The organism is Streptomyces sp. XH2, from assembly GCF_049725035.1.
GTDB classification, from domain to species: domain Bacteria; phylum Actinomycetota; class Actinomycetes; order Streptomycetales; family Streptomycetaceae; genus Streptomyces; species Streptomyces roseoverticillatus.
The window spans coordinates 234,468-261,219 of sequence record NZ_JBMMMZ010000016.1; the positions used below are offsets into that span (position 1 = coordinate 234,468).

A 26,752-nucleotide genomic window follows, 5' to 3' on the forward strand; every position below is an offset into this window, starting at 1 on the left:
GTCCGCCTCAGGCGTTCGGCATGCCGGCGGCCCGCCACCGGCCGTCCGTGCCGCGCTCGAGCCGGAGGGCGACCTGCTGAGGTCTGGAGATGGGCTCGGCGTGCTCGGGGGCGGTGGTGAGGGTGTAGAACACGCGAACGTAGGCCAGATCGGAGGTGGGGGCGGGTGCACCGTCGGGGACGGTGGTGCGCGTGATCTCCGCCGTGACGCGTGTCCGGGTGGCCTGCCACTGCTGCCACTGGTGTGCGCCGGCGCTTCCGGTCTTGGCGCGCAGGCGGGCGGCGAAGTCCGCGGTTGCCTCCGCGGCAGCACGGTCGGCAGCGTCGCTGTAGTCGTGGTCCTTGCCGGGGCGCGCGTCGTGGCTGGCCCAGGCGGTGACGAATCGTTTGGCCGCCTCGGCGAGGGGCGCCGGCAGTCCCTGGGGTGTGGCGGCCGGCTGCGAGACAGGTCCCTGGTTCTCGGATATGGCCGGGACCGGTGCGATAGGCGGCGCTGCCTGGGAGGCACTCGGGTGAGCAGATGAAGTGCTCGCGGCAGGCGCAGGGCGGGGCGTCGGCTTGCCGGTGGGCTCAGGGGTGATCAGCAGGGCGATGCCCAGGCCGGCGAAGAGTGCAGCGGCAGCGAAGAGGGCGATGGTACCGGCGAGTCGGCGCCGCGGCGGTGTGGGCGTGGGCATGTGCACTCCCGGTCAGGTGGTTCGTGGGACGGGCGCCGACGGCGCCGGAAGCGGGGCCGGAGGTGAGCCGACGGGTGCGGGTTCACCTCCGGAGCTGGGCTTTGGCCGCGCGGACGGTGGTCCGTTCGGCCGGTCGCGCCAGGGGCCTCGTGGCCCTCTGCCTGGCGGTGACGTCGGTGCGGTGGCGAAGTGGCGTGGTTGCGGTGCAGAGAGGTGGGCGGCCGGGGCGCCGGGGCCCCGGCCGCATGTGCTGGCTGCTAGGGCCTCGGCTTGGGTGGGCCGGCCGGGCGGGTGACGCGCCGGGCGGCCCGGGGCGGGGCCGTGGGCTTGGCCGGGGCCGCAGCGGGTGCCGGCGGTGCAGGGGTGGGCGGCGTGGGCATCTTCGGCACCGCGGCGGGCCCGGCCGCCGGGGGCTTGGAGGCGCTCGGCGCTGGGGTGCCGGGCGTCTGCGGCGCGATCGCTCCGGCCCGCGGCCCGGGCGGGGCCGACGACTTGAGGTTCGGCGCGATCGTCGCCAGGCCCAGGTTCAGCTGGGCTTTGGTCCCGGTGTTCGCGACGAACTTGCCGGCCGTGACGACATTGCGCTTGTACTCGGCGCCGAAGTCCTTGGCCTCCTGGATCTTCTTGTCGACCGTGCGCGCCTTGACGGCGGTGAGCTGTCCGCGCACCTGATCGGCCCGGGCCCTGGCCGCGGCCGCGCCCCGCTTGGTGGCGGCGACGCCGCGCGGGATGCCCACCGGCGCACCGACCGTGGCCATGAAGGCGAACTTCGTCGCCTTCGCGCCGAACTTCGCGGTACCGAGGGCTGCCTTCCCTGTGGCGAGGGTCGCTCGCCCGCCCCTGGTCTGGGCCATCTTGTCGGCGGTGGCCGTGGCCAGACGCTTCCTCAGGGTCTGCTTGGCCGCCTGCTGGGCGGCCACCTTCGCCGCCGCGCTCGCCCCGCCGGTACCGACCGCCGCCGCCGCGTTGGTGGCGAGCCGTGCCGCGGTCCGCAGGCGGCTGGCCTTGCGGTTCGCCTGGGGCGATCCGACCCAGGCATTACGGGCGGTCTTCAGGCCCTTGCCCAGCGGCTGGCTCACCCGCCGTGCTTCGCCGCGTGCCTCGCCCCACATCTGCTTCAGGCCCGGCGCGGTCTCCGCGTAGCGGCCCGGGCTGCTGAAGACGGACCGGCGGGAGCCGCCGACGCGGGCGTTGGCGAGCTTGCGGTTGAGGTTGACCGCGATGTTCTGCGCAGTGGCCTTGACGCGCTTGTGCCCGGCCAGGCCGGCCACGGCCGTGACGTCGATGACGATGAATTTGACGGCCAGGACGTCGCCGGTGTCCGCGTCGATGAGGGCAAGGACGATCAGGATGAAGATGGCCAGGAACAAGATTGCCAGGGCGATGCCGAGGACCGCCTTGGTGATGGCGGAGACCCATCGCCACAGCGTGGCCCGGCCGCCGCCCGGCAGGATGCCGGCGCACAGGGCCCAGTGGCCGCGGATGGCCTCGAAGGCGAGCCAGCCCTGCGCGGTGAGGAACCCGCCGGTGACCAGGATCATGAGGATGGCCACGATGACGGCGGCGATCGCGACGAAGAGGGCGCTGAACGCGAGGTCTGCGGAGGCGCGTTTGGCCTTGGGCTTCTGCTTGCCGCATGCCATCTCGAACTTCTTGGCGGACTTCTTGATCATCTCAAGGAATTGCGTGTCGAACACCGAGTCCATGTAGGCGGCGTCCCAGTAGTTCATCCCAAGCTCGCTGAGGTTGAACTCGGCGAGCTTGAACTCCCGGAAGGCCTTATCGCAGGCGCCATCGAAGGTGTGCCCGTAGACCATGAGCTCGTTGGGCTTGACGATGAAGGCATCGACCAGGGCGTCGGTGATGGGCTTGGCGACGTTGTTCGGGTCGGAGCTGCCTTTCGCGTGCTCGGGGTCCTCGGACAACACGATGCTGGCGATCTCGAGCGTGAAGTCCTTGGACTTGCCCAACAGACCCTGCTCCGACAGGAGCATGGTCGAGCCCTGCGGCTGCGGCTGGTCGTGCTGGCCGAGCAGAACCTGCGTGGGCGAGACCAGCACGGTCGTGGTCACCGCGGCGACCACCAACGAGAGGCCGATTTCGGCGAAGCCCCGCGAGCGCTCCCGGAAGAGGATCAGCCAGCCGGCGTAGAGGCCGGCGAACAGCAGGAAGAGCCCCGGAAGACCCAGTCGGTCAATCACCTGGTTCTTGATGGTGCTGGCAATCTTCTCCACCGGGCCGACCAGGACCTCGGCCAACCCGAAGTTCAGCGCCCACCTGATCAGCCAGCACGTGAAACCGATGATCCACTTCGCGATGCCGAAGAACAGCTGCGCCACGATGTTCCAGATCTTGAGGTCGATGTCCTTCCATCCACCGGTGTCCGTCTTCACGGTGTAGGCGGAGATCGGCACGCCCTCTTTGTCCGTGACGTTGAAGGGCTGCAGAAGGCCGTCGCGGCCGTCCTTCGGCTTCTTCGTCAGGTCATCGTCGAGCTTCTTCTTGTCGCCGTCGGCCGGCTGCGTCGGGGTGGGAGAAGCCGAGGTTCCCGGCGTGGGGGTGGGGGGCGGCGAAGGGTCGGCGAACGCCACCGGAGCCAGCAGCATGGCGAAGATGGCCAGCAGGACCGTGATCAGGCCTAGGCGCTGCCGGGTGCCCGACAGTGGCCGGGCGCGGCTGATGCGGTTCATGCCAGGGCCCCGTCCGCCACCGCGGTGAGCTCCGCGAAGTCGTCGTCCTCGTCCTGGCTCTGGCCGGGGGTGGTGGTGATCGCGGCGGCCGCGTTCTCGTCCGCCGGGATCAGCACCTTCAGACCCGCGATGCGCTTGCGTAGATCCCGGTAGAGGCACTCGCCGGCCCGCAGGGCGCGCTCGGTCTCGCTGACGTTGAGCGGGCTGAGGTTCTCGGTGATGACCTTGAGCATTTCGCTGTCGGCGGGATCGAGGTCGAGGAACTCCAGGCAGCGGGCGGCGAGCGCCTTGCCGCGGTGCCGGAAGACGAAGATGTGGGACAGCAGCGCTCGGATCTTGTCGCCGACCTCGGACTTCGGCCCGATGTCATACGGGTCGTGGCTGCCGGCGAAGGCCCCGGCATGGTGCTTGCGGCCGTCGGAGATCAGCTCGAGCAGGAGGCTGGTGCCCTCCGCGGACGAGGTGAGCCACCAGCACTCGTCAAGAAAGACACCGACGAACTCGTTGGGGTCGGCGAAGGCGATCTCCCGGCACAGCGCGGTCATCAGGTACATCAGGCGCCAGCCGAAGCGCTTTTCGACCTCGAGCGAGGGCAGGCGGTGCTCGGCGAGCTCCTCCTTGGTGGGCAGGCCCAGGCGGTCGACGGCGAAGACGATGCTGTCGGCGTCCGTGATCCGCACGACCGGCAGGGTGGGGTCGAAGATGACGCGGCCGAGGTCCTTCTTCGCCAGCGAGCGCAGCTTGCGCACGAGCTCGGAGGCGGCGGCGCGCACCGCGGCGTCGTTCGGCTCCTCGGGATCGGGGGTGCGGGCCCGGTCGGCGAGGGTGTTGATCAGCGCCGTCATGCTGGACTGGGGCCCCAGGCGCGTCGCCTCGATGGCCTCGGCCAGGGTGATGCCCTCGATGCTCATGGAGCCGATGCCGAGCAGCGGGGTGAGGAAGGATTCGGTGTACCGGGCGGCGCGGGGGCCGCGGAAGACCCGCAAGGGGTCCAGGGAGACGCCGGCGTTCTCGTCGACGTTGATGATCTGCGTGGTGCCCGGGCAGGCGTTCGCGAACCGCGACCACTCCTGCTGCGGCGTCCGGTCGATGACCAGGGCGCGGCCGCGGGAGTTCCTCTCGTCGGTCCGGTGGCCCGCGACGAGGATGGAGTACATCGCGCACTTCATCGCGACCGACTTGCCGGAACCGAGCTCGCCGACGAACGCGGCGGACGCGGAGGCGTCGACGCGAGGGCCGTGGGAGAAGTCCAGCAGTACCGGCCGCACGCCGCCGCCGTTGAGCTGCAGGCCGAACAGGCTGCCGTTGTCGTCGCCGAGGCCGGCCCCGCAGAACGGCATGCTCATCGCGAAGTCACGCGCGAGGAGGTACTGGGTGTAGTCGAGCATCGGCCGGGGCGTCTTGGTGCCCGGGAGCATGCCGTGGAAGAGCGCCACCTGGTCGCCGGTCGGCCGCACGAGCGTGTAGTCGTTGCCGCCGAAGTGGTTGGCCAGGGAGGTCGCCTTCTCGTCGGCTTCCTCCGCGGTCGTCCCCCACACGCAGGTGGCGACGGTCGCGCGGATCTCGACCTCGGTCGCCGAGGCGGTCAGCCGGTCGCGGTACTCATCCAGGGCGAAGGACGCCTTATCGAGCGAGGCCGGCACACCGGAGGTCTCGCCGTCGTACTCGCCACGCTGGTGGGCCAGCTCGCGCTGCTGGCGCCGGCTCTTCGGCTCCGCCTTCGCGCCGGACTCCACGTGCAGCCGCACGGCCCAGTCCACGGGGAAGCTGAAGTCGTCAAGCGCCGCAAGGTATTCGCTGCCGGGGAAGCGGAAGGCTTCCGGCATCTCCGAGAGCACGCAGAACGCCTGGTAGGAGTCGCCGTGCTCGCTCGTGGCGCGCAGGTAGCGGCGCTTGAAGGGATTGGTCGGGCCCTTCGAGGCCCGGGCGCCGCGCCCGCCCTCGTCGAGGATGACCTGGGTGTGGGCAGTGACCGTGTGACCGCGGCCGCGCAAGGCCCGGGGCGCGCCTTCCTCGGGGAGCAGCGGCTCGCTCAGGCCGCGCCGGGCGCTGTGGCCGTAGATCCACAGGATCTCTGCCTCGGTGGCCGGCCGCATCTTGATGCCGGTGGGCCAGCCCGCGGCCAGGCGGGTGGCCTGCTCCAGGCGCTGGCGCTCTTCCGCGAGGGATATCGGTGCGACCGGCAGGCCGAGGGTGCCCATCACTTCGGCCTGCACGGAGGAGATGACGGCCCGGGTGCTCTGCTTGAAGTCGAGGTGGGGAAGAGGGACGGCGAGGAAGTCGACGCGGCCGGTCAGCTCGAGGTCCTGGAGCTGGTCCAGGACCTTCAGCGAGAGGTCGACGTACTCGGGGGAGGCGTCGAGGTCGACGCCGGCGGTCATGCGGGTGACGACCGACGCGGCGTCGACGCTCGGGCACAGGCTGAGCAGGAGCGCCTCGCCGCGCAGGGACTTGAAGAGCGACTCCAGGGCGTCCAGGCGCTCACGCTTGGTCGACTTGCTGGCGTGCGTGTAGTTCTCGGTGTCGACGCGCCACACGGCCCACACGCTGGCGGCGGTGGTCCAGATGAGGTGGCCGCTGATGTGCCGGACGGGGAGGCGCATGGTGGTTCTGCTTTCTGTGCTGGGGTGGTGACGAGCCGGCGGGTCAGTGCTCGTCGAGTGAGGCGAGAAGGGCCTGCAGGCCGGTCTTGGGCTGTGGCCGGTGGGCCGTCGCAGCCGGCGCCTGGGCGGCGGGCCTGACCTGCTTCGGCGCGGGAGCGGTCTTCGGCACAGCGGCCAGCGCCGCCTGGGCCGGGGCCGGCCGTTCGGCGGATCGGACGCGCACCGTGCAGGTCGCCTGCGCCAGTCGCGGGCGAGCGATCCGCTGCGGCCGGCCGGCCAGCCGGCCCTGGGCCGGGGTGGAGGAGTAGATGAGCAGGCTCCGCAGAGCCCGCGCCGGGTCACGCCCGTCGAGGCGTGCGTACCGCAGCACCCAGGCCAGCCCCCACGGCAGCACGACCATCAGCACGAAGTTCATGCCGCCGAAGTGGGCCCACAGGTCCCTCGTCATCACCAGGAGCCCGAAGGTGATCACCATCGTCATGACCTGGGTGATCGTGTACGGCCCTCCCGGGAGCCGGCCGGCTCCCGGGAGTTTGCCGATGACCAGGGGGTGCCGGCGGGCTCGCGTGTACGAGTGCCCGATCAGCTCCTCCTCGGAGGCGCTCACGACAGCCGCCCGGCCTCACCGGTTGCCGCAGGACCCGCATCGGCGACGTGGACGACGGAGACGGCGGCACCCTTGTCCTCGATCTCGGAGCCGACCTTGTCCTTCAGGACCGAGAGGTTGCTGATGCCCCACAGCACCAGGGCGGCCAGGACGAAGGCCACGAGGGTGCCCACGAACGAGCGGGTCTTCCACCAGGCCATGAGCACGGCGACGATCGCCATGAGGGTGGCCACGGTGAGGACGAGCGTGCGGACCTGGCCGGTCTTGGTGTTGGCCCAGTCGAGGATGTCGCCGGCGAGGACGACGTGGTCGGGGTTGGACAGGGTGTGCATGAACGATTCCTCTTCTTTTCTTTAGGAGCTGGAGCTCGACGGCGTGGGCGTTGCCGCCACGGCGTCGGGAGTCCGGGTCGGTGTGGGCATGGGCGTGGGAATGGAGTGCGGCGCCGACGAGGGCGCGCTGCTCGCGCGGATGGCCGGTGCGTCGTCGACGGACGCGACCTCCCAGCGGCCGGCGCGGGACTTGAGAGTGAGCGCGTAGCTCAGTGAGACGGCGCTGCCGGCCTGGTCCCTGGCCTCGACCTGGACCAGCTGGTGGAGCACCGTGCCGTCGGCGGGCACCTTCTGCTGCCCGGAACCGGTGGCGTCGTCCTTGACCCCGGTGACCTTGACCCCGGCGTACGGGGCCGGGCTGATGGCCTGCAGGCGCGCGCCGGGGGAGGTGTAGCGGTCGAGCTCGGCCGTTCCGGCGAGGTACGCCGTCAGGAACCCGCGCGCGGTCTCGATCGCCGGGTCCGTGCTGCTCGACCCACGGTCGGAGTCGTACGCCAGGGCCCCGGGCCGAAGCGCGGCGGGGGCGGCCACCTGAGCCGGCAGGGACGTCGCCGCGTAACCAGCCACCGGGTCGCCCGTCGCCGCGGTGCCCCCGGCGCCGGCCGGGCCCTTGGCCTGGATGCCGACACGGAAGTACTGCACGCCAAGGTGCTTCGCCTTGCCTTGGTCGTCCTGGGCGGTGACGTCGGCGGCCACGGTGATCGACCAGTAGCCGGGCTGGACTTCCCGAGAGGCGATCACGGTCGACTGGGTGGCCGTCCGGGTACCGGGCTTCACCGACAGCGCGACGGAGCCGGAGTAGTACGGCGCCAGGTCACGCTCGGAGCCCTGACCGGCCTGCAGGTACGCGGAGACGAACAACTCGGCGAAGCCAGCCGGACCGACCTGCGACGCCTGCGCCGGGGCTGCGACCGGCTTGGTCACTCCCCGGGCGGGACTCGAGGAGCCGAGAAGCGCCATCACCCCGAGGACTGGCCCGGAGGCCACGAGCGCCCAGACACCGACCCGGGCCAAGCGGGTGATCCCGGATAGGTGAGCGGTGCTCGTCTTCCATCCGGTCTCATCCGGCTCGGTCGGCGACGCCTCCTGCGCCTGCTCGACACCCTCGTCCCAGGACTCCGCCTCGGCGATCTGCTTCTTGCCGGCCTTTCGCTGACGGCGCGCTCGCTTCACGAGGCCCTCCGCATGGCCTGCGCGGTCAGGACGGTCGAGATGCGCTCCTTGAGCTGGTCGGGCGTCCGGGAGACCAGGACGTCCCACGAAGCCAGAGCGGGACCCGACTCCTGGTCGAGGAAGTCACGCATCCTCGCGTGCAGGTCCCGGTCCATCGGCCGGCTCACCAAAGCGGCGGCAAGCTGCGTCAGCTGGCGCGAGGCGCGCGCCACACGGGCCTCGTCGGCGTCAAGGAGCTGTCGGCCGGTGTCGGCGGAAGACATCGTGGTCACGTCGGTTCTCCCGGAGTCGAGATGGATGGAGGCGGTGTTGTCACTGGGGCGGCGCCGCTCTGGCGGGGCTCTCGGTTGCTACAGGTGCCGAAGCAGCGCGCGGTGTGACAGTTCGGGTGAGGTTTTTCGGGAAACCCCGGCGGAGGCTGCTCCTGGCCCGGAGCGGGGCCCGCCGCCGCAGGGCTTCAGGCCGCGGAGCGGTACTGCGTGATGTCGGTCTTCTGGCGCAGCGACCGGACGGCACGGCTGGCGTGCTGCCGCAACAGAGCGCCTTCGTGGCCCATGGCGCGCGTGGTGAGGTGCTGCTGCTCAGGGCGGACCGAGGCGGACAGGTAGTAGCGGGCGATGCGCTGGGCCTCGGTCTCCTTCAGCGCCCCGATCTCCACCGCCCACAGCAGGAGGTCCAGGACCTCGGTCCGCGCCTCGTGCCGGGACAGCGCCGGCTCGTCGGCGTCGACGAGCTCCATCTGCGCCGCGCGCATCAGCAGGTCGGCGAGCTCGACCGTGTCGTGGGGGGTGTCCGGGTCCTCGCTCGAGACGACATGGGCGTAGCGGGTGTGGGACTCGGCCGCCGCGAGCGGAGCGACGCCGGCGGCGAAGTCCTGGATCTCCTCCGCGTGGTCGACGTAGGCGGCGAGGGTGCTCCGCGTCAGCTGCAGGGTGTCGAGCGCGATGTTGTTGTAGATGCGCCGCGGCCGCCGGTCGAGCGGGTAGGTGCGGATGACCTCGAAGGCGGCGCTGAAGACGGCGGCGCACACGTCATCCCACGGCAGTCCGGTCCGCCGCTGGGTCTTGGCCATCAGCACGGCCTTGGGCAGCAGGATCCGCACCGCGATGCGCCATGCGAGGTGGCCGTCGAAGCCGTCGCCGCTGGCCCGCTGGACCAGCAGGTGCATCACACGGTCGTGGCTGTCGAAGTCTGCGCGGCGGTAGAAGCCGGAGATCTTGTCGACGACGTCCTGGGGGCCGGCAGCACCGGCGAGCTCCGGGTGCTGCCCCGCCCAGACGGCGACGTGGTCGGCAGCGCGCAGGTCGCGGCACAGCACATCCCAGTCGCGGTTCATCAGGGTGATCGTGTTGTAGCGGGTCACGGACTCGGAGAAGTCGAGCGCCGGGGTGAGCTGGGTGGTGGCCACGTCCGTGTCCGTCCTTTCGCGTCATCTGCTGTCGATGGCGCTCACACTCCCGAGGCCCCCCTTGTCCGCGGTCTGACGGCGATGCCAGCGAGGCGCGGTCCAGGGGAAACCGACCCTTGCTGTCCCGGGGACCGGCTGGACAAGGGGAGTGCGGTCAAGGGGTGGGTTGTGGCGGTCAAGGGGTGCACCCGCATCGATGCCGAGTGCGGTGCACCCGCATCGGGGCCGATGTCGTTCACTCCCGATGCGCCGATGCGCCGATGCGCCGATGCGCCGATGCGCCGATGCGCCGATGCGCCGATGCGCCGATGCGCCGATGCGCCGATGCGCCGATGCGCCGATGCGCCGATGCGCCGATGCGGTGCATCGGCATCCGGCCCGGCCCGGCCGCACTGGAAGGCGCCGGCACTCGCATCGGATGCGCAGGGGCCGAGGCCGGCATCCATCCATCGGGGTGCTGATCGCGCATCGCGGTGAACGCACCTTGGCCGTCGCCCATGACGGCCGTCCCGTCCAGCACCTCTCCCGGTGCACTGCCGCGCTGAGCACCGCGCCACCGCGATCGTGAGAGGGGGGACGTCCAGCGGCAGCCGGGTCAGCCGGCAGCTCTCGCTGGACCGCCACGACGTCGGACCCAGCACTCCCGGCGGGCCAGCCTGTTTCCCCTGGACCAGGGGTCTGGTCCAGGGGAAACAGGCTCGGCTGCGGCCCTGGTCAAGGGGCGATTCCTGCGCGTGGTCAAGGAGTGGAAGCGGGGGTGGCGGCGTGATCGAGACACAAGGTCAAGGGGTGCCGGAGGGTGGGGTCCGCTGTGTCAGCCCCGGCGGCCGGTAGCCCAGTCAGCGTCGGGCGGAGAGGATGCCTCCGCTCCTGACAGTGGGGCCGGGGCGAGTCGCTCGGCGATGCGGTGCACTACCTCTGGGGGCAGAGCTCGGTGCGGGTGCACCACGTCGGCGATGCGATGCGCCGCATCGAGTGAGCTCGGGCGACCGGTAGTGCATCGCACCGATGCCGTGCATCACATCGCCCCCTTCCCGGGTGCGTGCACCGGGTGCACTGCATCGCATCGGATGCACCGGGCGGCGGGGTGCATCGGTGCCGGGCGGGTGCACGATGCGCAGCATCGTGGGTGTGCGGTGAGGGGCCGCATCCGCACCGAGAGTGCATCCCCGGCACTCGGGCACCGCGGGCCCTACGGTGCCGAGGATGTGCTGGACCTGGTGCACCGGTCCCCGTGTGCGAGGGTCGCGACCACTGAGGTGCGCCCTCTGCGCGGCGCGCCTTCTCCCCGAGTGGCTGCCGGTGGCCGAAGGCGCAAGCGCACGGAGACTGATGGCCGGCGCCCTTCCGGGCGGGTGTGGTCGGCGCTTTCTCAGGGAGGAGGACCAGGAGCCCGTTTCCCCTGGACCACCACCCTGGTCCAGGGGAAACGATCCGGGCCGCGCGCCTTGGTCAAGGGGGGCGGGGCCAGGCGGGCCCGGGCATTGGGACCTTCGATCGCCCCCTGGACCACCTCGCAGTGCCCCGGGCTCGTGCCACCTGGCGCCTTCCGTCTGCATCCCGGCACGGTGCACCGGATGCAGACGGTGCTGTGCACGGTGCACGGGTGCGACAGCTTCACCAAGCCGTCGACCGGGCTCAGTGCACGGCCCGCCTGGTGGCGGTGATGCTGTGCATCGTCAGTGGGCGGGCCGGTGCACCCGGAGGATCGAGAGCGGGCATCGTCGATGGCAGCCGACACTCGGTCCGCCGATCAGGGCCCGGATCACGATGCGGCGCACTCCAGCTGACGAGTCCGGCACCGCACGCAGAGGCCAGCGGTGCCGAGTGCCGGGCGAGTGCATCCTGCACCGTCCCACCCGGTGCAGACCTCCGGCACTCCGTGCGGCGCTGATGCGGGCGAGGGGCCACTGGCTTGGCCATCCCGGCGGGGAGTGCACAGCCCGTCCTCGGTCCCATGGTTCACCTGGTCGATGCGGCAGCCGCACTCCTGGAACTGCTTCCGAGGAGCCGCCGGGCCGGCCGGAGGCGTGGGGTTGCTGCTGGGCGCGGGTCGGCGAGCAGCGGGCACTTCGTTCGGCGCGGCCGCACGGTGCCGGTCCTGGACGATCTCTTCGCACACCGAGCACCGGCGGCCGCTGCTCCAGAGAACACCCGCCTCGCAGTCGAAGATGCCGCAGCCCCAGGCGGGCAGGCCGACGCCGAGGATCCAGCGGCCGGGGTCGCGGATCTCATCGCTCATGGTGCGCGCGTACCGGCTGGCGAGGCGCTGGTGCAGCCGGGCATCGGCGATGCCGGAGCGCAGCTGACGGCCGACTTCCCGGGCGATGCGGCGCTGCACGTAGACGTTGGCCTGCCGGTAGAGCCAGTGCACGGGCTCGAGGACGGCGTGGATGCGGGCGCTGATGGTGAGCTCCGGTCCGCTGTAGGCCCGGTCTGAGGTGGTCAAGGGGTCGGTCAAGGGGGTGGTCAAGGGGTGCTGGTCTTCATCCGCGCGCAGCGCGAGACCGTCCTGGGCCTCGGCACGCGGCGGTTGCGCATCGGGGTTTTCCACACCTTCACCTACCTGTACTTCGCCTACGGCGGGTGAGGAAGGCACGCGCTCGTCATCAGGTCGGTCAGTCGTAGGTTCTTCCGTATTCGCGAGCGATCCCGCATCAGCCAGGGAACCCGATCCCTCATCAGAACCAGGGGTCGGGCCGGGCGTCGAGGCGGTCAGGACGGGTTGTCCACAGGACGGTGCTGCAGCGGCCTCGGGCCGGATGTCGTGGGCGATGTACCGGTGGCGGCCGCGCGCGCCGGCCCGCCGTTCGAGGGTTATCCAGCGCGCGGCCTCCAGCTCGTCGACGATCTCGCCGGCCGCAGCGGTGGTCAGCGGCTGGCCGGCCCGCCGACCGCTGTGGTGGTGCAGCGACCCGGCGATCTCCGCCTCCGTCAGCGGGATCCCCTGGGCCTGGGCGTACGCGATGACCGCGTAGGCACGCAGCTGCCGTGGGGTCAGGTCCTCGGCCGCCGCCACCGGGATCCAGACGAATCGCTCGGTCGTCGTCAGGGGGCGGGTGCGGCGCAGGGCGGAGGTGCCGTCCCCGCCCGGCAGGGAGCGGCGCCTGGAGGAGAGCTCGATGACACCGTCGGGCCCGGGCCGGGTCAGCTGCGTCATGCCGCGTTCGACGGAGGCCTTGGACATGCCGAGGTAGCCCGCGATGGTCACCGTCGCCGCCGTGCATCCCTCGGGGCGGGAGGCGAGTGCGGCGATCTTCACGTACACGCTCACCGCGACGTCGGAGTAGTGCGGGGTGGCGACGAGCCGCATGGGCACTTTCACCCGCTGGCGGCGCTGCGGGCGCACGGCCGCGCCCGCCGGCGGCGGGTTGGTGGGTACTGCTGCTGTGCTGGGCACGCTTCTCCTGGCGCGCCGGTGCCGCGGGGACGGCGGCCGGGGCGCGCTGGGTCTCGACGGCGTCCCCGCGGACGGGGACGCGCAGTCTGGGGTCTGGCCGGTGGCACTCGGACGGAGGCTGAAGGAACGGGGGCCTTCAGTTCCTATGGGTGTCGAAAATCCCGACGGTGTGACAGCTGGTGCCGAGAAATCCCCGGCAGGCCTGTGACCTGCAGGACAAGGGGGTGTCCGAGGCCATGACAGACCCCTAGACCAGCTCCTGGAACAGTCGTGAGCGCGCCGCTTACCGAGGCGCTGCGGTGCCTGGTCAAGGGGTGGCGGCCGAGTCTGGTCAAGGGGCGCCGGAGGGGGGCGAGCCCGGGTTGCCTCCAGGCCGCTCGCCGGGGCGTGCGGAAGGCCGTGGAGCGTGACGGTGAGATCACGGACGGGTGAAGAAAGGCCGGGAACAGCGGGTGCCGGCGGCGCCCGAGCTGACAAAGGGCATGGCTGTGCTGCAAGATGGACCCCGTTCTCCCGGGTTGCCCCGGGAAACGACGAACCCCCTCGGGGGGATTGCTGCTGGAGGGCAGTGATCACCGGACCGAACCGGTCCGGCCTTCGCTCGGACGAGCTGCTAACTCGGATGAGCGGTGATGGGCCGACGGAGGAGCTGCTAACTCCGAAGTCGGCGGAGAGGGCGAGGAGCGGCCTTTGCTAGAGGCGCCCGCCCGGAGCTTTTACGACGTCGTCGACGCCCCCTTCCAGGGGGCCGCGCAGATGCGGGCCCGGCCGTGTGGGAATGCGCCCGCGGCAACGTCAGAAACGCCGAACGGTGTCCGTCCGACGTCCATCGCTGCACAGGTGCATGTCATGGGAACCGCCTTCTCGGTTCACCGGGCCCTGACAGGACTTTGTGTTCGCGGGGCCCGAGGGTGAGGCGTGTGGATCAAGTGGGAGCAACCCTATCCCGTGACGGTCGCCACGCACACGCATTGGGGCCGTTGTCACCGACCGTCTGCTGAGCGCCGGAAAAACGCCATTAATCGGGCAGTTGGGGAGCCGTCTCGCTAACTGCCGCTTCCCCAAAGGATCGTCACTCTATCCGCCCGTACCACCGTCAAGAGGTATGAATTCGGGCGTTCTTTAATGAACCCGGCCCTTCGGATCTCCATCACGGTGGCGTCGGCCCGCGCCCGGAGGAGCTCGCGCTCCTCGGTGCTGGCCGGCCGCGCCGCCCAGCGGCCGGTGTGCCGCGTCTCGTGCGCGGCGGCGCCGGCGGTCAGCAGGGTGGCGATTGCGGCCTGATCGCCGGCAGTGGCGGCGTCGGGCGCCGTCGGGGTGAACAGGGTCTGCAGCGCCCAGGGCGCGCCGCCCTGCAGGAGTACCGCCTGCTGGATGAAGAGGGTGGAGCCCGGCGCCAGGCCGAGCGCCTCGGTCGCGAGCGGATCGGTACCGCGGGTGCCGGTGCGGAGGTCGTTGCGGCCCAGGCCGCTCCTGTCCGTGAGGCTGATGAGGCCGCTTCGGGTCAGGTGCGCCTCCATGTGCGGCGCCGGCTGCAGCACGCGGCTCCGGCGCCGGGGTGCCGTCTCCACCAGCCCCTCCCTTTCCAGGAGCCGCAGGGCCTCGCCCATGGTGTTCTGGGCGACGCCGTACCTGCCGGCCAGCTCCCGCTGTCCCGGGAGCTGCTCGCCGGGCGTGAACCTGCCGCCGAGGATGTCGGCGCGCAGCGCTTCGGCAGCCCGTTCGTGCGGGTGATGGGACGTCATGGGCACATCTTGCCGCACCCGCCAGAGCTCCCCGATCAAGAGACTCGCCTCTCTTCCTTGACGCGATCCACCGCGCCGTGCATGATCTGACTTAACTGACGCAAGTCAGTTAAGTCAGATGGGGCTCAAAAAGCAAGCGACCCCCGGGGCTGGTACCCCCGGAGGCCGCGGCGCCTCATCACACCCGTCACAGGAGATGAGCACGCATGAACACCATGATGGCAGCCCGCCCGCCGGCCCGGAGCCGCAACTCCCAGCCGAGCGAGGACGGCATCGCCCAGTACCTCGCCGCCACCGAGACGATCGACAACCTCGTCGCCGACGGCTACCTCGTCCGCCACGACGGCCGCCTCATCGCCCGGCAGCTGCGCGCCCCGCAGCTGCGCCAGGCGCTCACCTACTCCGTGTGCCACACGGCCCGGCCCGACGTCGACGACTTCTACCAGGCGGACGGCGAGCCGGACACCGACTGGAGCCGGCGCTGCGCCGCTACGGCCCGCAGCCACTGCTCCGCATGCCCGGTACGCGCCGCGTGCGCCGAGCTCGCCCTCCGCGACAGCGACACCGACGGCATCCGCGGCGGCCTGACGCCCGAGAAGCTCCAGACCCGGCTCCTGGCCGAAGCCCACGAGCTGGCCCGGGCCCGCGCCGAGGACCAGCGCGCCGCCCGGGAACAGCAGGCGCGCATCGCCGCGGCCGTGGAAGTCCAGCACCTCGCCCGCCAGTACCTGGGCGGCTCGATCCCGGCGAACAAGCGCGAGGAGAACCGCACCGCGATCGCCACCGCGGTCCGCCGCCGCGACGAACTCCTCGAGGCCCACCGCCTCGCCACCGGCTGGACGCAGGCCGCATGAACCCCGCCGACGCCGAACGCGCTCGCACCCGCGCCCTGATCAGCCACCTCGCCCACCGCGACGACGTCCTCATCCTGCCCGTCCCCGTCCCGGCCGGCGCCGAGGCACCGCCCATCCACCCACTCACCGTCCTGCTCCTGGCCCAGCTCCGCCAGGTCACGGCCGAGCGCAACGCCTACCGGGACTGGGTCACCCAGGACCCCGCCCCGCCCAGCGACGCCCAGCTGCGCACCCACGCCGCAGAAGCGGCCGGCTTCATCGCCCGGAGGGATTCCCCGTGACGCCCGACCTCGTCCACCGCGGCACGGCCGCGATCGAACTGCTCAGCAGCTGGCAGTTCGTCCTGGGGGCGCTCGTTCTCACCCTCGGGCCGGCGATCGCCCTTCACCGGCGCCGCACCGCCCAGGTAGCGCTCACCGAAGACGAGCGCGCGCAAGCCGCCGACTACCGGGGCCGGAGGACCGAGGACCTCCTGACCGTCATCATCGCCGCGGCCGCAGCGACGCTGTCGGCCACCGGCCTGCGCAGGGTCGGCCACCACCAGATGGGCCTGGACGCCCCGCTCGACCTCCTGCCTTTCGTCGCCCTGGACGTCGCCGCCATGGTCTGCGGCCGCCGGGCACGCCGCCGCGCCCGAGCCGGCGACGGGCCAGGCCTGTCCGGAGCGCTCTTCTGGACCCTCGCCGGCATCAGCGCCGTCTTCTCCGCCGCCGAAGCCGCCTCTCCGCTCGGCGCCGCTGTCCGCGCCGTATGGCCCGTCCTGGCCGCCGTCCTCTGGGAAATCGGCTCACTCGAGCAACGCCGTGAGGCCCGAGCCAAGCGCGAGCGCCCGGACCGCCGTATCGCCCTGGTGCGCCTGTTCCACCCCATCGAATCCCTCCGCGTCGCCCTGCTGCTGGCCGCCCAGCCCAATCTCCCCCAGGAGGACGCCACCGCCGAGGTCCGCATCTCCCGTGTCGCCTACCGGTGGTACCGGCTACGCCGTGCGCAGGGTGCGGTCAAGCAGGCCGGCTGGCCGACCCGCTGGGCATACCGCCTGGCCGAGATGCATGCCGACGCGCGAGCGCAGCATGCCAGCGAACGCGCGGGATGTTCCGACCCGCAGGTGCTGGAGCAGGTCGTCGCGCGACTGCAGCTGAGGGTGCGCCAGGCGGACTGGGCCGGGATGAAGCTGCACTCGGCCGCCGCGTTCGAGCAGATCCGCGACACCTTGATCGGAGCCATCCCGCCCATCCCGGCCCAGTCGGCATCCCCTCATCCCGCCTCCTCATCCCACCCGAGCTCCAAGGAAGACCCGCAGGTCGAAAGCGGGATGGGCGCCACTGAACAAGACCGGGGCGACGCCGAAGATCAGGCCACGCCTTCGCTCGCCCCAGACGAGGACTCCGAAAAGGATGAACCGGCGAACGCCGACCCGAAGACTGACGAGGAGGTCATGGCCGCCTTCGTCGCGATCGTGCCGCGCCGGGATGACGGCACCTTCGCCTGGGGCATCAACCGGGTCGCCCGGGAACTGGGCATTGGCAACGGCCGGGCCAAGCGCTTCCTGAAGACCCAGGACAAGTGGCTGCCCCGGGCGCTCGAGAACCATGCCGCGGCTCACGCCGCCGCCGAGGCCGACCATGGCCTGGACCACTTCGACCAGGCCCTCGCCGTCGCCAACGGTCCCCAGGCACCCTCCGCCCCGCGAACCCTCCTGCTGGCCGACGCCCCGTCCGCCCCTGTGCAGCCGCCCCTCGACGAGCTCCTGCTCGAGCCGCGCCTCGGCGACGGCTACGCGCAGCGCGGCAGTGGCCTCCTCGTCCCCGCTGGGGCCGACACCCAGCAGCCCTGACCTGACGCCCCGCTGCGCAGGGCGCCCCAAGGGCTGCCCGCCAGCACGACCGTGAGGACTGAGATTTCCATGCCCGCCACCTTTGACGAACACGTCAACCAAGCCCTCGCCCTCATCGCCCGGGACCGACGCCCGGCGGCCCGCCCCCGCACGCGACCCGCCCACACCCGCCGGCCCCACCTGTCCCTCGTGCCGAGGCCCGACTCCGAGGGTGGTCACAAGCGATGACCACCATCCCCTCCGCGGGCGGCCGGCGCGGCCGGCCCCGGCGCGCCCTGCGAGCCCCCGCGACCCGAGCCCTGCCGACGACGGCGGAAAGGCACCGGAGCGCGGGACCTGACGAGCGGCTGATCCGGCGCATGCTGGCCAAGGTCGGCGCCCGGCCGCTCGGCCATGCCGACCAGCTCGCCGACGAACCGGCGCCGCCGGCCCCCGTCGTGCAATCAGAGCTGGACGCGCCGAGCGCCGACACTCGCCGGCGTCCCTCGGCATCCCCGTACGGACGGCTGCCGCCGCCCGGCCGCACCATCCCGCTCACCGCTGTCGACGACGAGCAGGAGACGATCTCTGGTCCGCCGGCCGCCGAGGAGCAGGTCCCCGACGCACCCGACCACGCCGCCGACGACGCCCACGAAGAGCTGGAGGCACTGCTCGAAGAAGAGGAAGAGGGACCTGCCAGTACCGCCGGCCCGTCCCCGGCCGAGGACGCAGGCGGCACCAAGGTACGGCTCCCTTTGCCCAAGTCGGCTCCGCGCCGCGTCATGGACGCCGCTGACGATCCGAACATGCGCATCCTCATGTTCAACGGCACGGCCGCGGCTGCCGGATACGCGACCCCGCTCGTCGACTACTTCGCCCAGTTCCTGCCTTACGCGGAACAGTCCGCCCGCGGTGTCCTCGGTCTGCTGCTCGCCGTGGCCGGCGCCTGGCTCGGCTGGCGCGCCACGGGCTACCCCGCCGTACGGACCGTCTTCGGCGGCATGACGCCGTTCGTCCGCTTGATCGGCACTGCGGCACTCGCCGAGCTCGGCCGCCGCCTGGCACCCATTCCGGTCGACTGGCTGAACCACAAGGGAGCCGACTACGGGCTCGGCGCCGGCTCCGTCTCCCTGATGCTCACCGCTCTCGGGATATGCGGCGGCCTGTGGTGGTTCATCGACCGTCGCACCCGCAACTTGCACTGGACCGGCCGCTGGATCCTGCGGATCCCCCTCGCCTCCGCCCTGCTGGCCTGCGCCCTCTACACCACCTGAAAGGCCCCGCTGTGCACACGCTCCTCGCTGCCGCTCCCGGCATCATCGACGGTAAGTTCCTCGGCACCATCACTGTTGTCGGCATCGCTGTCCCCGCCACCATCTGCTTCATCGCCGGTCTCTGTGGCAGCGACACCGTCAAGATCAACAACAAGAAGAAGGCGATGTGGTGGGGCATCGTCATCGGCAACATGTGGATTGCCGCAGGCGGCACACTCGCCGACATCGCCAACGGCGTCGGCGCCGTCAGCAAGGGTGTCCTCGGCGGATCTGAACTCTGGGGCTCCAGCCCCGGCCTGGGTGGTGTAGGGCTCATGCTTGTTGCCTGCGCCTGGGCTCCGCCGTGGAAGCGCCGCATCGTCTGGCCCGCGATGCTCGGCTTGTCCGCCGGCGCCCTCATGGCCGAGATCGGCGGCCTGTGGGGCATCATCGCGAACGTGATCCGCATGGTGCTGGCCACTGTCGTCACGAAGGTGGCGGCATGAGCGTGCGCGACGAGGTTCTGGCGCCATTCCGCGGACTGCCACGTGACATCGGACGTGGCACCCCAGTCCTGATCCGCTACCTCGTCCGAGGGCTTCACGCCGCACTGCGCGCCGCCCTCCGCGGCATCGGGCGCCAGGGGAGCGCGGTGACGCCACCGGCGAAAGGGCACGCTGAGGCCGGGGAGGATCAGCAGGCCGGCACGGCGAGGGCCTCGAACGGACAGTCAGCCGGGCCGCCCTGGAAGAAGAGGAAAAAGGGCCCGCCGACGGCCGCCCCTGTGCCGGCTGCAGGCGGCCGGAGCCTGGCCGACCTGGCCGAGTTCGCCGCCATCGGCTTCCTGAGCCTGGCCGTGGCGGCAACCGTCTTCGGCATGGTCCTCGGCTACATCGGCCATCTCCTCGCCCCCTACCGCTGGGGCATCGCCCTCGGGCTTGCCATCAGTTGGTGCCTCGCAGCTGCCATGGTCGCACCCTCCGAGGAGGACACCCCCTGCCTCGAAGAAGGCGACGAGCCCGATGGCAAAAACGATCATGAAAAGTTGGTGGGGGAGGAGACCCCCGTCGCGGAAGCGTGGTCCGTGACGCAAGACCTCCGCGACTTCGTCGAGGGCAAGGTCGCAGCCGGCGCCGCAGGCTATGCCGAAGCCAAAGGCAAGGGAGCCCGCATCGACGACATCATCGCGGGTCTCCAAGCCGACGACAGAGCCCCCGAAGGATTGGACAGGAAGACGATGACCAGGCTTCTTGGAGACGCTGGAATTACCGTCCGGGAGCAGATGAAGTTCCGCATCGACGGAAATCAGAAGAACCAGCCCGGTGTACACATCGATGACCTCACCGAGGACCTGGGACGCCGCCCACTTCTTCCTGCCCACCTGATCCCCGACCTCACGCCTCAGCACGCCCCCGCGCGAGAAGACCCCACCACTTGCTGATCCCTCGTCGGCGCCCGGGTTGGAGTGGGGCCGGGCCGGACGCAGGGGAGCCGCGAGCCCCACCCCTCCCCCAGCCCGCGGAGAGCCCCGCACGCCTACCACCTACCACCTACCTACCTCGCCTACCTGCCCCAAGAGAGCCGCAGCCGGTTGCCGGAAGCGACCGGAAACAGGCAGAGACCGCATCCTCGCCCCGATACCGTGGACACGCACCAGTCCGTCCGCACTCGCACACGGGGAAGGCGCCGCCGTGCTTGGCCCATACCGCTACGACTGCCCGGTGTGTCAGATCACTTCCCGGCCCTCCCTCTTCCGATATCAAGCGGAGAAGATCGGCCACGACCACCGCTACCGCCGCCACGATGGAATGCACCCGGCCGGAGAGTCCATTAAGGAACCTGAACTCCGGGCGCCGAAGGGCGGAGAGCGCACGGCAATACTCGTATTCATCCTTGTCGTTGTGGCCGCATTCGCCAGCAAGCTGCATTGACCTACGGGAGCGGATCGAACCGACGCCGGGCTGCATGCTCCTCATCTGACCGGGCATCGGCGGGCCCACCCTGGTTGCCCGCCTGCCGCCCAGCAGGTGCGGGCGCAGCGTTCTCCGGCTGAATTGCCGGCATTGGTGCGCCAGGCTGTGTGCAAGGCTGGGCCAGACGGGCAGAGCGCCGGGGAGCGCCCCAGCTGAGGTGCCCATGGGGACGCTCGGGCCCGTCAGGCCGAGGTCGTAGGTTCGCTGCAGGGAGCCGGGCTGGCTTCGAGACGTCCTTCGTAGGTGACGGCATCGATAGGGGCGAGGATGTGGCGCCGGCCGTCGCGCCGACGGGCGAGGCGGAGCACGACAGGGGATGAACCCGACACTGTAGGCCCGGTCGCGGAATCACTCGAGCTGGCGGGAGGGAGGGGCGTCGTCCGTGTGCGCCGGAGCACGCGGCGCTGTAGGCGGGGTGGGTGACGCGAACGTACGCCTGCCTGCCGGGGCAGAGGATCACCCGAACCCATGCGTTGCAAAAGTAGATTCTTGAGCGTAATCTGAATTTCACGCGGAAAGGTCCCGCCTCACTGTCACACGTGGCTCGCGCACCGCACCTATAGCAAACGAGCGCACCCACACACGCCCAGGAGCCCACCGTGCCCACTGCCCGCACCCTGATAGTCAGCTCCGCAGCCGCAGCCACCCTCCTCCTCACCGGCTGCACCGAACAGCCCGTCAAACACGGCGAGGTCATCGACAAGCGCAGCCAGGCCGGCCACTGGGTCCCGGAGTACCAGGACGCCTACCGCGAGAACTGCGCAACCCTCCGCACCACCGCCTTCAACAGCGCCCTCCTCGGTCGCGGCGGAAGCACCGGCGGCAAGAGCACCACATCCAAAGGGAGCGGCAAGAGCGGGTCCGGCGCGAAGACCGGGTCGTCGTCCTCCGACGGCTCACGGACCGGAGGCAAACAGCTCAACCCCGGCAGAAGCAACGGCAGCACAACACCGGGTTCGACCGGCTCGACCACCAGCGGCGGCACGCCCCCGACCAACTGCAAGCGAGAGTCCGTCGACCGCAAGGAGACCGGACGACGGTGGCAGCAGGGGAAGTGGGAGCTCAAGCTCCGCAACGGCGGCCGCACCGCATGGATCGAGGTCTCGCAAGCCACGTACGACGACACAGACCTACACGACCGCATCTGACATCAGCACCGAAAGGACCGAGACGGTGCACCCGCTCCCGCCCGGCAACCCCTACAGCTACATCACCAAAGCCCAGCTCCACCCCGTCGACAACTCCCCCTGGCTCGGACAGGCCGTCCACGGCCCCTACCGCCGCCCCTACACCGTCCAGCGCGTCTACACCACCCCCTTCGGCGTGGATGTCGCCCTGTGCCTCAACGAATACGACAAGGCCCTGGAACTAGAGGTCACGGAGATGCTCTCCACGCCCGAACGCCCGGCAGCCAGGCGCACGGAATACCTCCGCAACTACCGCCAGCTGCTCCGACTCCACCGCGCAGATAGTGACGGGAAAGCGACCCCGCAGACCCACCGCGCCATCCAGCGGCGAACCGTGTTCTACCAGCAGTTCAACTACGCACGGATCTACGTAGAAACAGCCCTCCTGGAAGGAGTGCAGGCCGGAGACCGAGTCGTCACCATCCAAGGAGTACAGATGACCGTGCTCGACCCGAACGCCGAGCGGTGCCCCGGCATGGGCTGGCGAACCCACATGCACCTCAAGGTCACCCCCCAGTACCGCGAGGTGGTCGACCGATGGGGCTGGCACCACGGAGAAGGCACCTACCACATCCGCCACCAGGGATGGGGGCTGCTCCCCACCCTCGGCCTGGTCTGACGCCCCGCCCCCAGGAAGGACTCCACTATGACCAACCACCTCCGTCGCACTCCTCCCGACGGTGCTCGACTGCTGAACGATCAGTTATGCCGACCACCAGGCGCGCACTGCAGCCCCCAGACACCGCCCAACCCGGAGACACGTCGGTGACCCAGCTCGCCCTGGGCGCGCTTCTCGGCGCCACCGCAACCGCCCTCGCCCTTGCTACCTGGCGGCGACTGATCCGACGTCCCCACTGTCCCTGGTGCGCAACGGCCTCGAACTGGCCCACATCCCAGCACGACGCCCTGCACTGCCGCGGCTACGTCCAAGAGCGCCGTCGAGAGCGGCTCCGCGACATCGCCCGAGGCCGACCCGCCCCGGAGACCAACCCGTGGCGCAACGCATACCTCCTGGACGAGGAGCTTGGCACCGGACCCCACACGCCCACCACCTGAACTCCAGCGGCCCGGGGGGGGCCCCCGGCCCCCCCCCCCCCCCCCCCCCCCCCCCGTCACCCCCGGGGGCGGTGGTGCACCGCCGTACCCCCACGGCCCTGCACCCCACCGCGCTTGTCCGGCACCGCCGGCCGGAGCCATCACCTCAGAAAGGCGTAGCCATGCACGCTCCATCACACCCCGAACACGACCTCACCGCGTACCTCCGCGAACGCCCGTCCATCACCCGGCTCATCAGCGAAGCCAGGTGGGCGCACTATCAGGTCGCGTACGCCCTGGAGCACTACCCCGACAGCGAGACCGTCCCCGCCCTGCGGCGCCAAAAGTTCCTCCATCTTGGCGCGCTCACCGACGTCCTCGCCCTGCGGACCCAAGATCCAGACCTCTACGAGACGGCCCGCGACTACGGCGAACTCCTTCGAAAAGTCGACGGCCTGGCCCTCAACGACCACCCTCGCAACGGCATCGACCACCTCCGCAGCCAGTACGGACTCCTCCACGGACACGACCACGGAGCCGACCACCGCCCCCTGCAGGCCCTGAACGAACCGCGTCGCCGACTTCCGATCTATCCCGCAGGACCCCAACTCATCCACCACATGTGCGACGCCTACACCTGGGCCGCCATGGGGCGCTCCCCGTACTTCCCCGCGGTCGACGTACCCGCCGAGCAACGGCGGCACTTGCTTACTCGCGGCCTCATCCTTGACATGGCCGCCGAGGCGGCCCCGACCGACACCGCATCCGCCGCGGCAGCTGCAACCGCCGGCCACGCACTGCGGGCACTCGACGGCCGGCCCGCCCTGGACGACGCTCGCGCCCGCGCTTATCTTCTGGATACCTTCCGCGACCTTGACGACGAAGACGACGAAGAGGCCCCCCACCCCGCAGACTGCGCAGGGGGCTGCGCCGGCGACGGCGAGATCCTCACCGTACTCACCTGGGAGTCGCAGGGCGACGGCATCTACATCCCCGTCCACCAAGAGCCGATCACCTGCCCCGGCACCACCCACGTCCGACACGAGCCCGACTGCACCACTTGCAACGGCCACGGGTATACCTACCCAACCGGCTACCGCGAACTCTGTCTGGACTGCCGCGTCCCGAACGGCGACCACGCGGCCCAGGAAACCCTGCCAGTGCCGCAGGGAGGATGACCGTCAGCGCAACCGCCGGCCTTCCCGACCCCGCCGGCGGTCAGCAGCGCCACTGACTTCGGAACCATTCCGATCCCTGCACTGGACACCGCCTGTCAAGGCCTAAACGCCTGCCAGATGTTCGGCCATCCGTCGAGGCACAGAGATTTCTCCCCCCCCCCAAGAGCAGCGGAGGTAGGGAGATTTCTCCACCCACAACACAAGGCTTTTGGGGAGGAGAAGTCTCTCCCCCAAACAGGCAGGGAGAAATCTCCCTCCCTCCGTCACAGCATCGGGACGAAGGAGGAGAGGAGATATCTCCCCCCTTCCGATCGCGGCCAGGGAGGAGGAATCACCCCCCCTCCAATGTCCCGGACAACCCACCCCAGCCCTTCGGAACGGAGGTTGCCCTACGAGTTGCCCTACGAGTTGCTCTACGAGTGTCCCTACGAGTTGCTCTACGAGTTTCCCTACGAGTTGCCTCAACACCACTACCCAGAGAGGGAAAGTCGCAGGTCAACAGCCCGGTCAAGGGGAGAAAGCCACGCCGACTACTTCTCTACGAGACCCCCAAGAGCTATGAGGACACCAGCGAAGACCATCAGGCAGGGACCGGGACGACTGGGAAGAGACAGGCCGAGACAAGGAGCGAGGCAGGGACGGCAACAGGACGGAGAGCAGAACAGGTCAGAAGGAATGCGACAGAACAAGAGCCGAGGAGTCGAATACGCAGACCACGACGAACAGGTAACCCAGCACAGCTACCGGAAGAGGCAGACGAGACGGCAATAGCGCAACGACAACCGACCTACGGAGAGCAGCACACGAATGCGCGGGGGACCAACAGCCCCGAGACGCGGAGAGCGTCGGTGACTGCCGAAGCCTGGGGAGTACCGCTCCACGTGAGCCCGGCACCGGCCGAATGGGACAATTCGGAAAACAGGGCGCCCCGCTCAGCATTCGCTGAGCGGGGCGAGCGGGAGCCGGGGGCGGCTGCTACATGGAGGGTCGGAGCATGCGCCACGCGGCGGCGCGCCCACTGGCCGTGAAACGCTCCTGCGCCTGGATGCTGGCCGCGCGCACCCTCATGAACGCGGCGGCAGCAGCCATGTCCCCCTGAGCCGCGCGGGCGAGCAGGTCGTCAAGCGGGTTGGAGTTCATCGAGCTTTCCTTCCTTGATGGGTCAGATCTGGGGGTTGTCATCGAAGGTGAGCACAATCTCCGACTTCTCGAAGGAGTACTTGAGCCCGGCCTTGTCCAGAGCGGCGACGACTTGCGCTCGTACGCCGCCGTTCTCCCCACCGGTCCACGGGGCCGGGGCGCCCTTCCGCTCCGCCTCGGTGGAGTACCACCAAAACACCACGACCCAGCTACCACCGGTGTGGACGAGAACGCCGCTCCCCATACGCTCCATCCACCGGGCCATCTGGAGATCAGCAGCACGGAGAGCCTCGGTCACGGCCTTGCCCAGCCGCGCGTTCCCCTCGATCCGGGCGCCGTTCTCCGCCATGATCTCGGCCACGTCCCCCGGGGTGGCGGGGCGGTAGTGGGTGGTGGTCCCACTCTGCCTGAAGGTGATCGCCAGGGAGCCGTCCGGGTGACGCTTCGTGGGATTGCGCTCGGCCTGCGCGTGGACGGTGCGCGCCTCAGTGAGGCCGCGCCCACCCGTCAAGCCGCTGTACTGGTAGTAGTCGAATTCGGGAGTAGTGGTTGCGGACATGCGAAGTCCCCCCAGGACGACAGATGGATGGATAGTGGCCGGCTGATCGCCCGGCCTCATGAGAATTAGAATACATGCAAGAATAGCGGTATGCAACAAGAAAGAGGGGGCGCGCTCTACCGACTGAGCTACGGCGCATCAGACGGCCCGTGCCCGTACGGTGGCTCGGCAGTGCCGACGGCCGTACGGGTGCACGGACGGCTGGTCAGGCCCCCCACCCGCCCGGGCAGGTGGGGGCAGCTCTGTGGACCGGTGCAGCGGCCCCTTGTGGGGCGCTTTGGATGGTTCGGGGCTTGCGGTTGGTAGTGCTTGTAAGCGGTCACGCGGTAGCGGGTCACCGGCGAGTCCGGCGCGACGGGGTTGATCCGACATGGCTTCTCCTGGAGGACGCGCAAGCAGATGGGAAGAGGGTCGGCCGGTCGTCGGCCATGCCTCGTCGGGCGGGGTGTTCTGGCGCGCCGCGCCGCGCCGCTCGGCGCGGCGGTACCCTGCGGACCACCTAGCGGCAACTGGGGTCGTGCGGAACGACCGCGATGGCTCCGTACTTGTTGTCGCCGTGGTACAGCGTGTAGACGCGGTTCCCGTGGTCACACTTCGTGGCCATGTTGGAGAACCCGTCAGGCATGGTCACAACGTCAGCCGATCCGCTATTCGTAGTCCCCCGGGGGGCATCTTTGAATGGCTCCTGATACTTGGCGCATCCCGCGAGGAGAGCGAGCCCACCCGCTGCGGCGAGCGCGGCGATGGCCGCGCGGCGCATGACCGGCTTGTTCATGGAGGGTCTTCCATTCTCTTGGGCAAGTTGACGTGTTGGCGGGGACCGACTTAGCCGCCGTTTCCCGTGGTGGGGTGGGGCCGGCTTTTGGTGTGTGGGTCCCGGCCCGGGGGTGAAGGGGTGTGGGGCCCCGGGCCGGGGGTCTGTTGGGGTGTTGGGCGGGGCCTGGGCGGGTCGGGAAAGGCTGCCCGCTGCCCGGGGCGGCATGGGTCCCGGGCCGGGCTGGGGGATGCTCGGCCCGGGGGCTGCCTGGTTCCGGGGGCTGGGCCGCCCCGGGGGCCGCCGGTGCCGGTGTGGGGGGTGCCCGGGGCCGGGTTGGAGGGGGGTGGGGTTCCCGGCCCCGGGCGGTTT

Annotated in this window: 23 protein-coding genes; 9 read left to right on the top strand and 14 right to left on the bottom strand. The window is 70.4% G+C overall.

The genetic code is table 11. From position 1 onward, the window contains the following. Positions 1 to 7: 7 nt before the first annotated feature. The 11 genes from ACOTKD_RS31305 to ACOTKD_RS31355 form a co-directional block, all read right to left on the bottom strand. Positions 8 to 676 carry a hypothetical protein gene (locus tag ACOTKD_RS31305; RefSeq protein WP_424892384.1) on the bottom strand — a complete coding sequence of 223 codons (669 nt, stop codon included), beginning with the start codon at positions 674 to 676 and terminating at the stop codon, positions 8 to 10. Positions 677 to 933: 257 nt separating this feature from the next. Next, the gene (locus ACOTKD_RS31310) at positions 934 to 3,366 is read right to left on the bottom strand and encodes a hypothetical protein (protein ID WP_424892385.1); all 2,433 of its coding nucleotides are present in this window, start codon (positions 3,364 to 3,366) and stop codon (positions 934 to 936) included. Continuing rightward, positions 3,363 to 5,969, bottom strand: a complete 2,607-nt coding sequence (locus ACOTKD_RS31315) for an ATP-binding protein (protein WP_424892386.1) — start codon at positions 5,967 to 5,969, stop codon at positions 3,363 to 3,365. The genes ACOTKD_RS31310 and ACOTKD_RS31315 overlap by 4 nt, the downstream gene beginning before the upstream one ends. Positions 5,970 to 6,012: 43 nt before the next feature. Next, positions 6,013 to 6,576, bottom strand: coding sequence for a hypothetical protein (locus ACOTKD_RS31320; RefSeq protein WP_424892387.1), 564 nt, complete (start codon positions 6,574 to 6,576; stop codon positions 6,013 to 6,015). After that, entirely contained in the window at positions 6,573 to 6,908 is a 336-nt protein-coding gene (locus tag ACOTKD_RS31325) for a hypothetical protein (RefSeq protein ID WP_424892388.1), read from the bottom strand. Before ACOTKD_RS31325 ends, ACOTKD_RS31320 begins: the two co-directional genes overlap by 4 nt. 21 nt (positions 6,909 to 6,929) lie before the next feature. Next, on the bottom strand, positions 6,930 to 8,081 hold the full coding sequence (locus ACOTKD_RS31330) for a conjugal transfer protein (protein ID WP_424892389.1): 1,152 nt from the start codon (positions 8,079 to 8,081) through the stop codon (positions 6,930 to 6,932). Next, positions 8,078 to 8,344, bottom strand: coding sequence for a hypothetical protein (locus tag ACOTKD_RS31335; protein ID WP_424892410.1), 267 nt, complete (start codon positions 8,342 to 8,344; stop codon positions 8,078 to 8,080). The genes ACOTKD_RS31330 and ACOTKD_RS31335 overlap by 4 nt, the downstream gene beginning before the upstream one ends. A 194-nt stretch (positions 8,345 to 8,538) precedes the next feature. Continuing rightward, a complete protein-coding gene (locus ACOTKD_RS31340; protein ID WP_424892390.1) occupies positions 8,539 to 9,489 on the bottom strand; it encodes a hypothetical protein in 951 nt (316 codons plus the stop codon). Positions 9,490 to 9,724: 235 nt separating this feature from the next. Then, entirely contained in the window at positions 9,725 to 10,009 is a 285-nt protein-coding gene (locus ACOTKD_RS31345) for a hypothetical protein (protein ID WP_424892391.1), read from the bottom strand. Between the two features lie 1,245 nt (positions 10,010 to 11,254). Continuing rightward, positions 11,255 to 12,889 (bottom strand): hypothetical protein, encoded by a 1,635-nt coding sequence (locus tag ACOTKD_RS31350; protein WP_424892392.1) that lies wholly within the window; start codon positions 12,887 to 12,889, stop codon positions 11,255 to 11,257. A 1,046-nt stretch (positions 12,890 to 13,935) separates the two neighbouring features. Further along, entirely contained in the window at positions 13,936 to 14,634 is a 699-nt protein-coding gene (locus ACOTKD_RS31355) for a GntR family transcriptional regulator (protein ID WP_424892393.1), read from the bottom strand. A 206-nt stretch (positions 14,635 to 14,840) separates the two neighbouring features. Between ACOTKD_RS31355 and ACOTKD_RS31360 the strand changes: the two genes are divergently transcribed. From ACOTKD_RS31360 to ACOTKD_RS31400, 9 genes are all read left to right on the top strand, one after another. Then, positions 14,841 to 15,488 (top strand): WhiB family transcriptional regulator, encoded by a 648-nt coding sequence (locus ACOTKD_RS31360; protein WP_424892394.1) that lies wholly within the window; start codon positions 14,841 to 14,843, stop codon positions 15,486 to 15,488. Further along, a complete protein-coding gene (locus ACOTKD_RS31365; protein ID WP_424892395.1) occupies positions 15,485 to 15,769 on the top strand; it encodes a hypothetical protein in 285 nt (94 codons plus the stop codon). Before ACOTKD_RS31360 ends, ACOTKD_RS31365 begins: the two co-directional genes overlap by 4 nt. After that, on the top strand, positions 15,766 to 17,322 hold the full coding sequence (locus ACOTKD_RS31370; protein ID WP_424892396.1) for a DUF2637 domain-containing protein: 1,557 nt from the start codon (positions 15,766 to 15,768) through the stop codon (positions 17,320 to 17,322). The genes ACOTKD_RS31365 and ACOTKD_RS31370 overlap by 4 nt, the downstream gene beginning before the upstream one ends. 224 nt (positions 17,323 to 17,546) lie before the next feature. Continuing rightward, entirely contained in the window at positions 17,547 to 18,575 is a 1,029-nt protein-coding gene (locus tag ACOTKD_RS31375) for a hypothetical protein (RefSeq protein WP_424892397.1), read from the top strand. 11 nt (positions 18,576 to 18,586) lie between these two features. Further along, on the top strand, positions 18,587 to 19,060 hold the full coding sequence (locus ACOTKD_RS31380; protein ID WP_424892398.1) for a hypothetical protein: 474 nt from the start codon (positions 18,587 to 18,589) through the stop codon (positions 19,058 to 19,060). Then, complete coding sequence (locus ACOTKD_RS31385) at positions 19,057 to 19,995, top strand: hypothetical protein (RefSeq protein WP_424892399.1); 939 nt, start codon at positions 19,057 to 19,059, stop codon at positions 19,993 to 19,995. Before ACOTKD_RS31380 ends, ACOTKD_RS31385 begins: the two co-directional genes overlap by 4 nt. Before the next feature lie 1,131 nt (positions 19,996 to 21,126). Further along, a complete protein-coding gene (locus tag ACOTKD_RS31390) occupies positions 21,127 to 21,675 on the top strand; it encodes a hypothetical protein (RefSeq protein WP_424892400.1) in 549 nt (182 codons plus the stop codon). Between the two features lie 25 nt (positions 21,676 to 21,700). Further along, entirely contained in the window at positions 21,701 to 22,333 is a 633-nt protein-coding gene (locus ACOTKD_RS31395) for a hypothetical protein (protein WP_424892401.1), read from the top strand. Positions 22,334 to 22,931: 598 nt separating this feature from the next. Then, positions 22,932 to 23,927 (top strand): hypothetical protein, encoded by a 996-nt coding sequence (locus ACOTKD_RS31400; RefSeq protein WP_424892402.1) that lies wholly within the window; start codon positions 22,932 to 22,934, stop codon positions 23,925 to 23,927. A 975-nt stretch (positions 23,928 to 24,902) separates the two neighbouring features. On the opposite strand, the gene ACOTKD_RS31405 is transcribed toward ACOTKD_RS31400, so the two are convergent. From ACOTKD_RS31405 to ACOTKD_RS31415, 3 genes are all read right to left on the bottom strand, one after another. After that, positions 24,903 to 25,067 carry a hypothetical protein gene (locus ACOTKD_RS31405; RefSeq protein ID WP_424892403.1) on the bottom strand — a complete coding sequence of 55 codons (165 nt, stop codon included), beginning with the start codon at positions 25,065 to 25,067 and terminating at the stop codon, positions 24,903 to 24,905. A gap of 22 nt (positions 25,068 to 25,089) precedes the next feature. After that, complete coding sequence (locus ACOTKD_RS31410; protein ID WP_424892404.1) at positions 25,090 to 25,626, bottom strand: hypothetical protein; 537 nt, start codon at positions 25,624 to 25,626, stop codon at positions 25,090 to 25,092. 499 nt (positions 25,627 to 26,125) lie between these two features. Further along, on the bottom strand, positions 26,126 to 26,251 hold the full coding sequence (locus ACOTKD_RS31415) for a hypothetical protein (RefSeq protein WP_424892405.1): 126 nt from the start codon (positions 26,249 to 26,251) through the stop codon (positions 26,126 to 26,128). Between the last annotated feature and the right edge of the window lie 501 nt (positions 26,252 to 26,752).

Excerpts from the sequence above, each read along its gene's own strand:
- ACOTKD_RS31305 (WP_424892384.1), bottom strand. The coding sequence starts at position 676 with ATGCCCACGCCCACACCGCCGCGGCGCCGACTCGCCGGTACCATCGCC.
- ACOTKD_RS31310 (WP_424892385.1), bottom strand. The coding sequence starts at position 3,366 with ATGAACCGCATCAGCCGCGCCCGGCCACTGTCGGGCACCCGGCAGCGC.
- ACOTKD_RS31315 (WP_424892386.1), bottom strand. The coding sequence starts at position 5,969 with ATGCGCCTCCCCGTCCGGCACATCAGCGGCCACCTCATCTGGACCACC.
- ACOTKD_RS31325 (WP_424892388.1), bottom strand. The coding sequence starts at position 6,908 with ATGCACACCCTGTCCAACCCCGACCACGTCGTCCTCGCCGGCGACATC.
- ACOTKD_RS31335 (WP_424892410.1), bottom strand. The coding sequence starts at position 8,344 with ATGTCTTCCGCCGACACCGGCCGACAGCTCCTTGACGCCGACGAGGCC.
- ACOTKD_RS31355 (WP_424892393.1), bottom strand. The coding sequence starts at position 14,634 with ATGACGTCCCATCACCCGCACGAACGGGCTGCCGAAGCGCTGCGCGCC.
- ACOTKD_RS31360 (WP_424892394.1), top strand. The coding sequence starts at position 14,841 with ATGAACACCATGATGGCAGCCCGCCCGCCGGCCCGGAGCCGCAACTCC.
- ACOTKD_RS31365 (WP_424892395.1), top strand. The coding sequence starts at position 15,485 with ATGAACCCCGCCGACGCCGAACGCGCTCGCACCCGCGCCCTGATCAGC.
- ACOTKD_RS31375 (WP_424892397.1), top strand. The coding sequence starts at position 17,547 with ATGACCACCATCCCCTCCGCGGGCGGCCGGCGCGGCCGGCCCCGGCGC.
- ACOTKD_RS31385 (WP_424892399.1), top strand. The coding sequence starts at position 19,057 with ATGAGCGTGCGCGACGAGGTTCTGGCGCCATTCCGCGGACTGCCACGT.
- ACOTKD_RS31400 (WP_424892402.1), top strand. The coding sequence starts at position 22,932 with ATGCACGCTCCATCACACCCCGAACACGACCTCACCGCGTACCTCCGC.
- ACOTKD_RS31405 (WP_424892403.1), bottom strand. The coding sequence starts at position 25,067 with ATGAACTCCAACCCGCTTGACGACCTGCTCGCCCGCGCGGCTCAGGGG.
- ACOTKD_RS31410 (WP_424892404.1), bottom strand. The coding sequence starts at position 25,626 with ATGTCCGCAACCACTACTCCCGAATTCGACTACTACCAGTACAGCGGC.
- ACOTKD_RS31415 (WP_424892405.1), bottom strand. The coding sequence starts at position 26,251 with ATGCCTGACGGGTTCTCCAACATGGCCACGAAGTGTGACCACGGGAAC.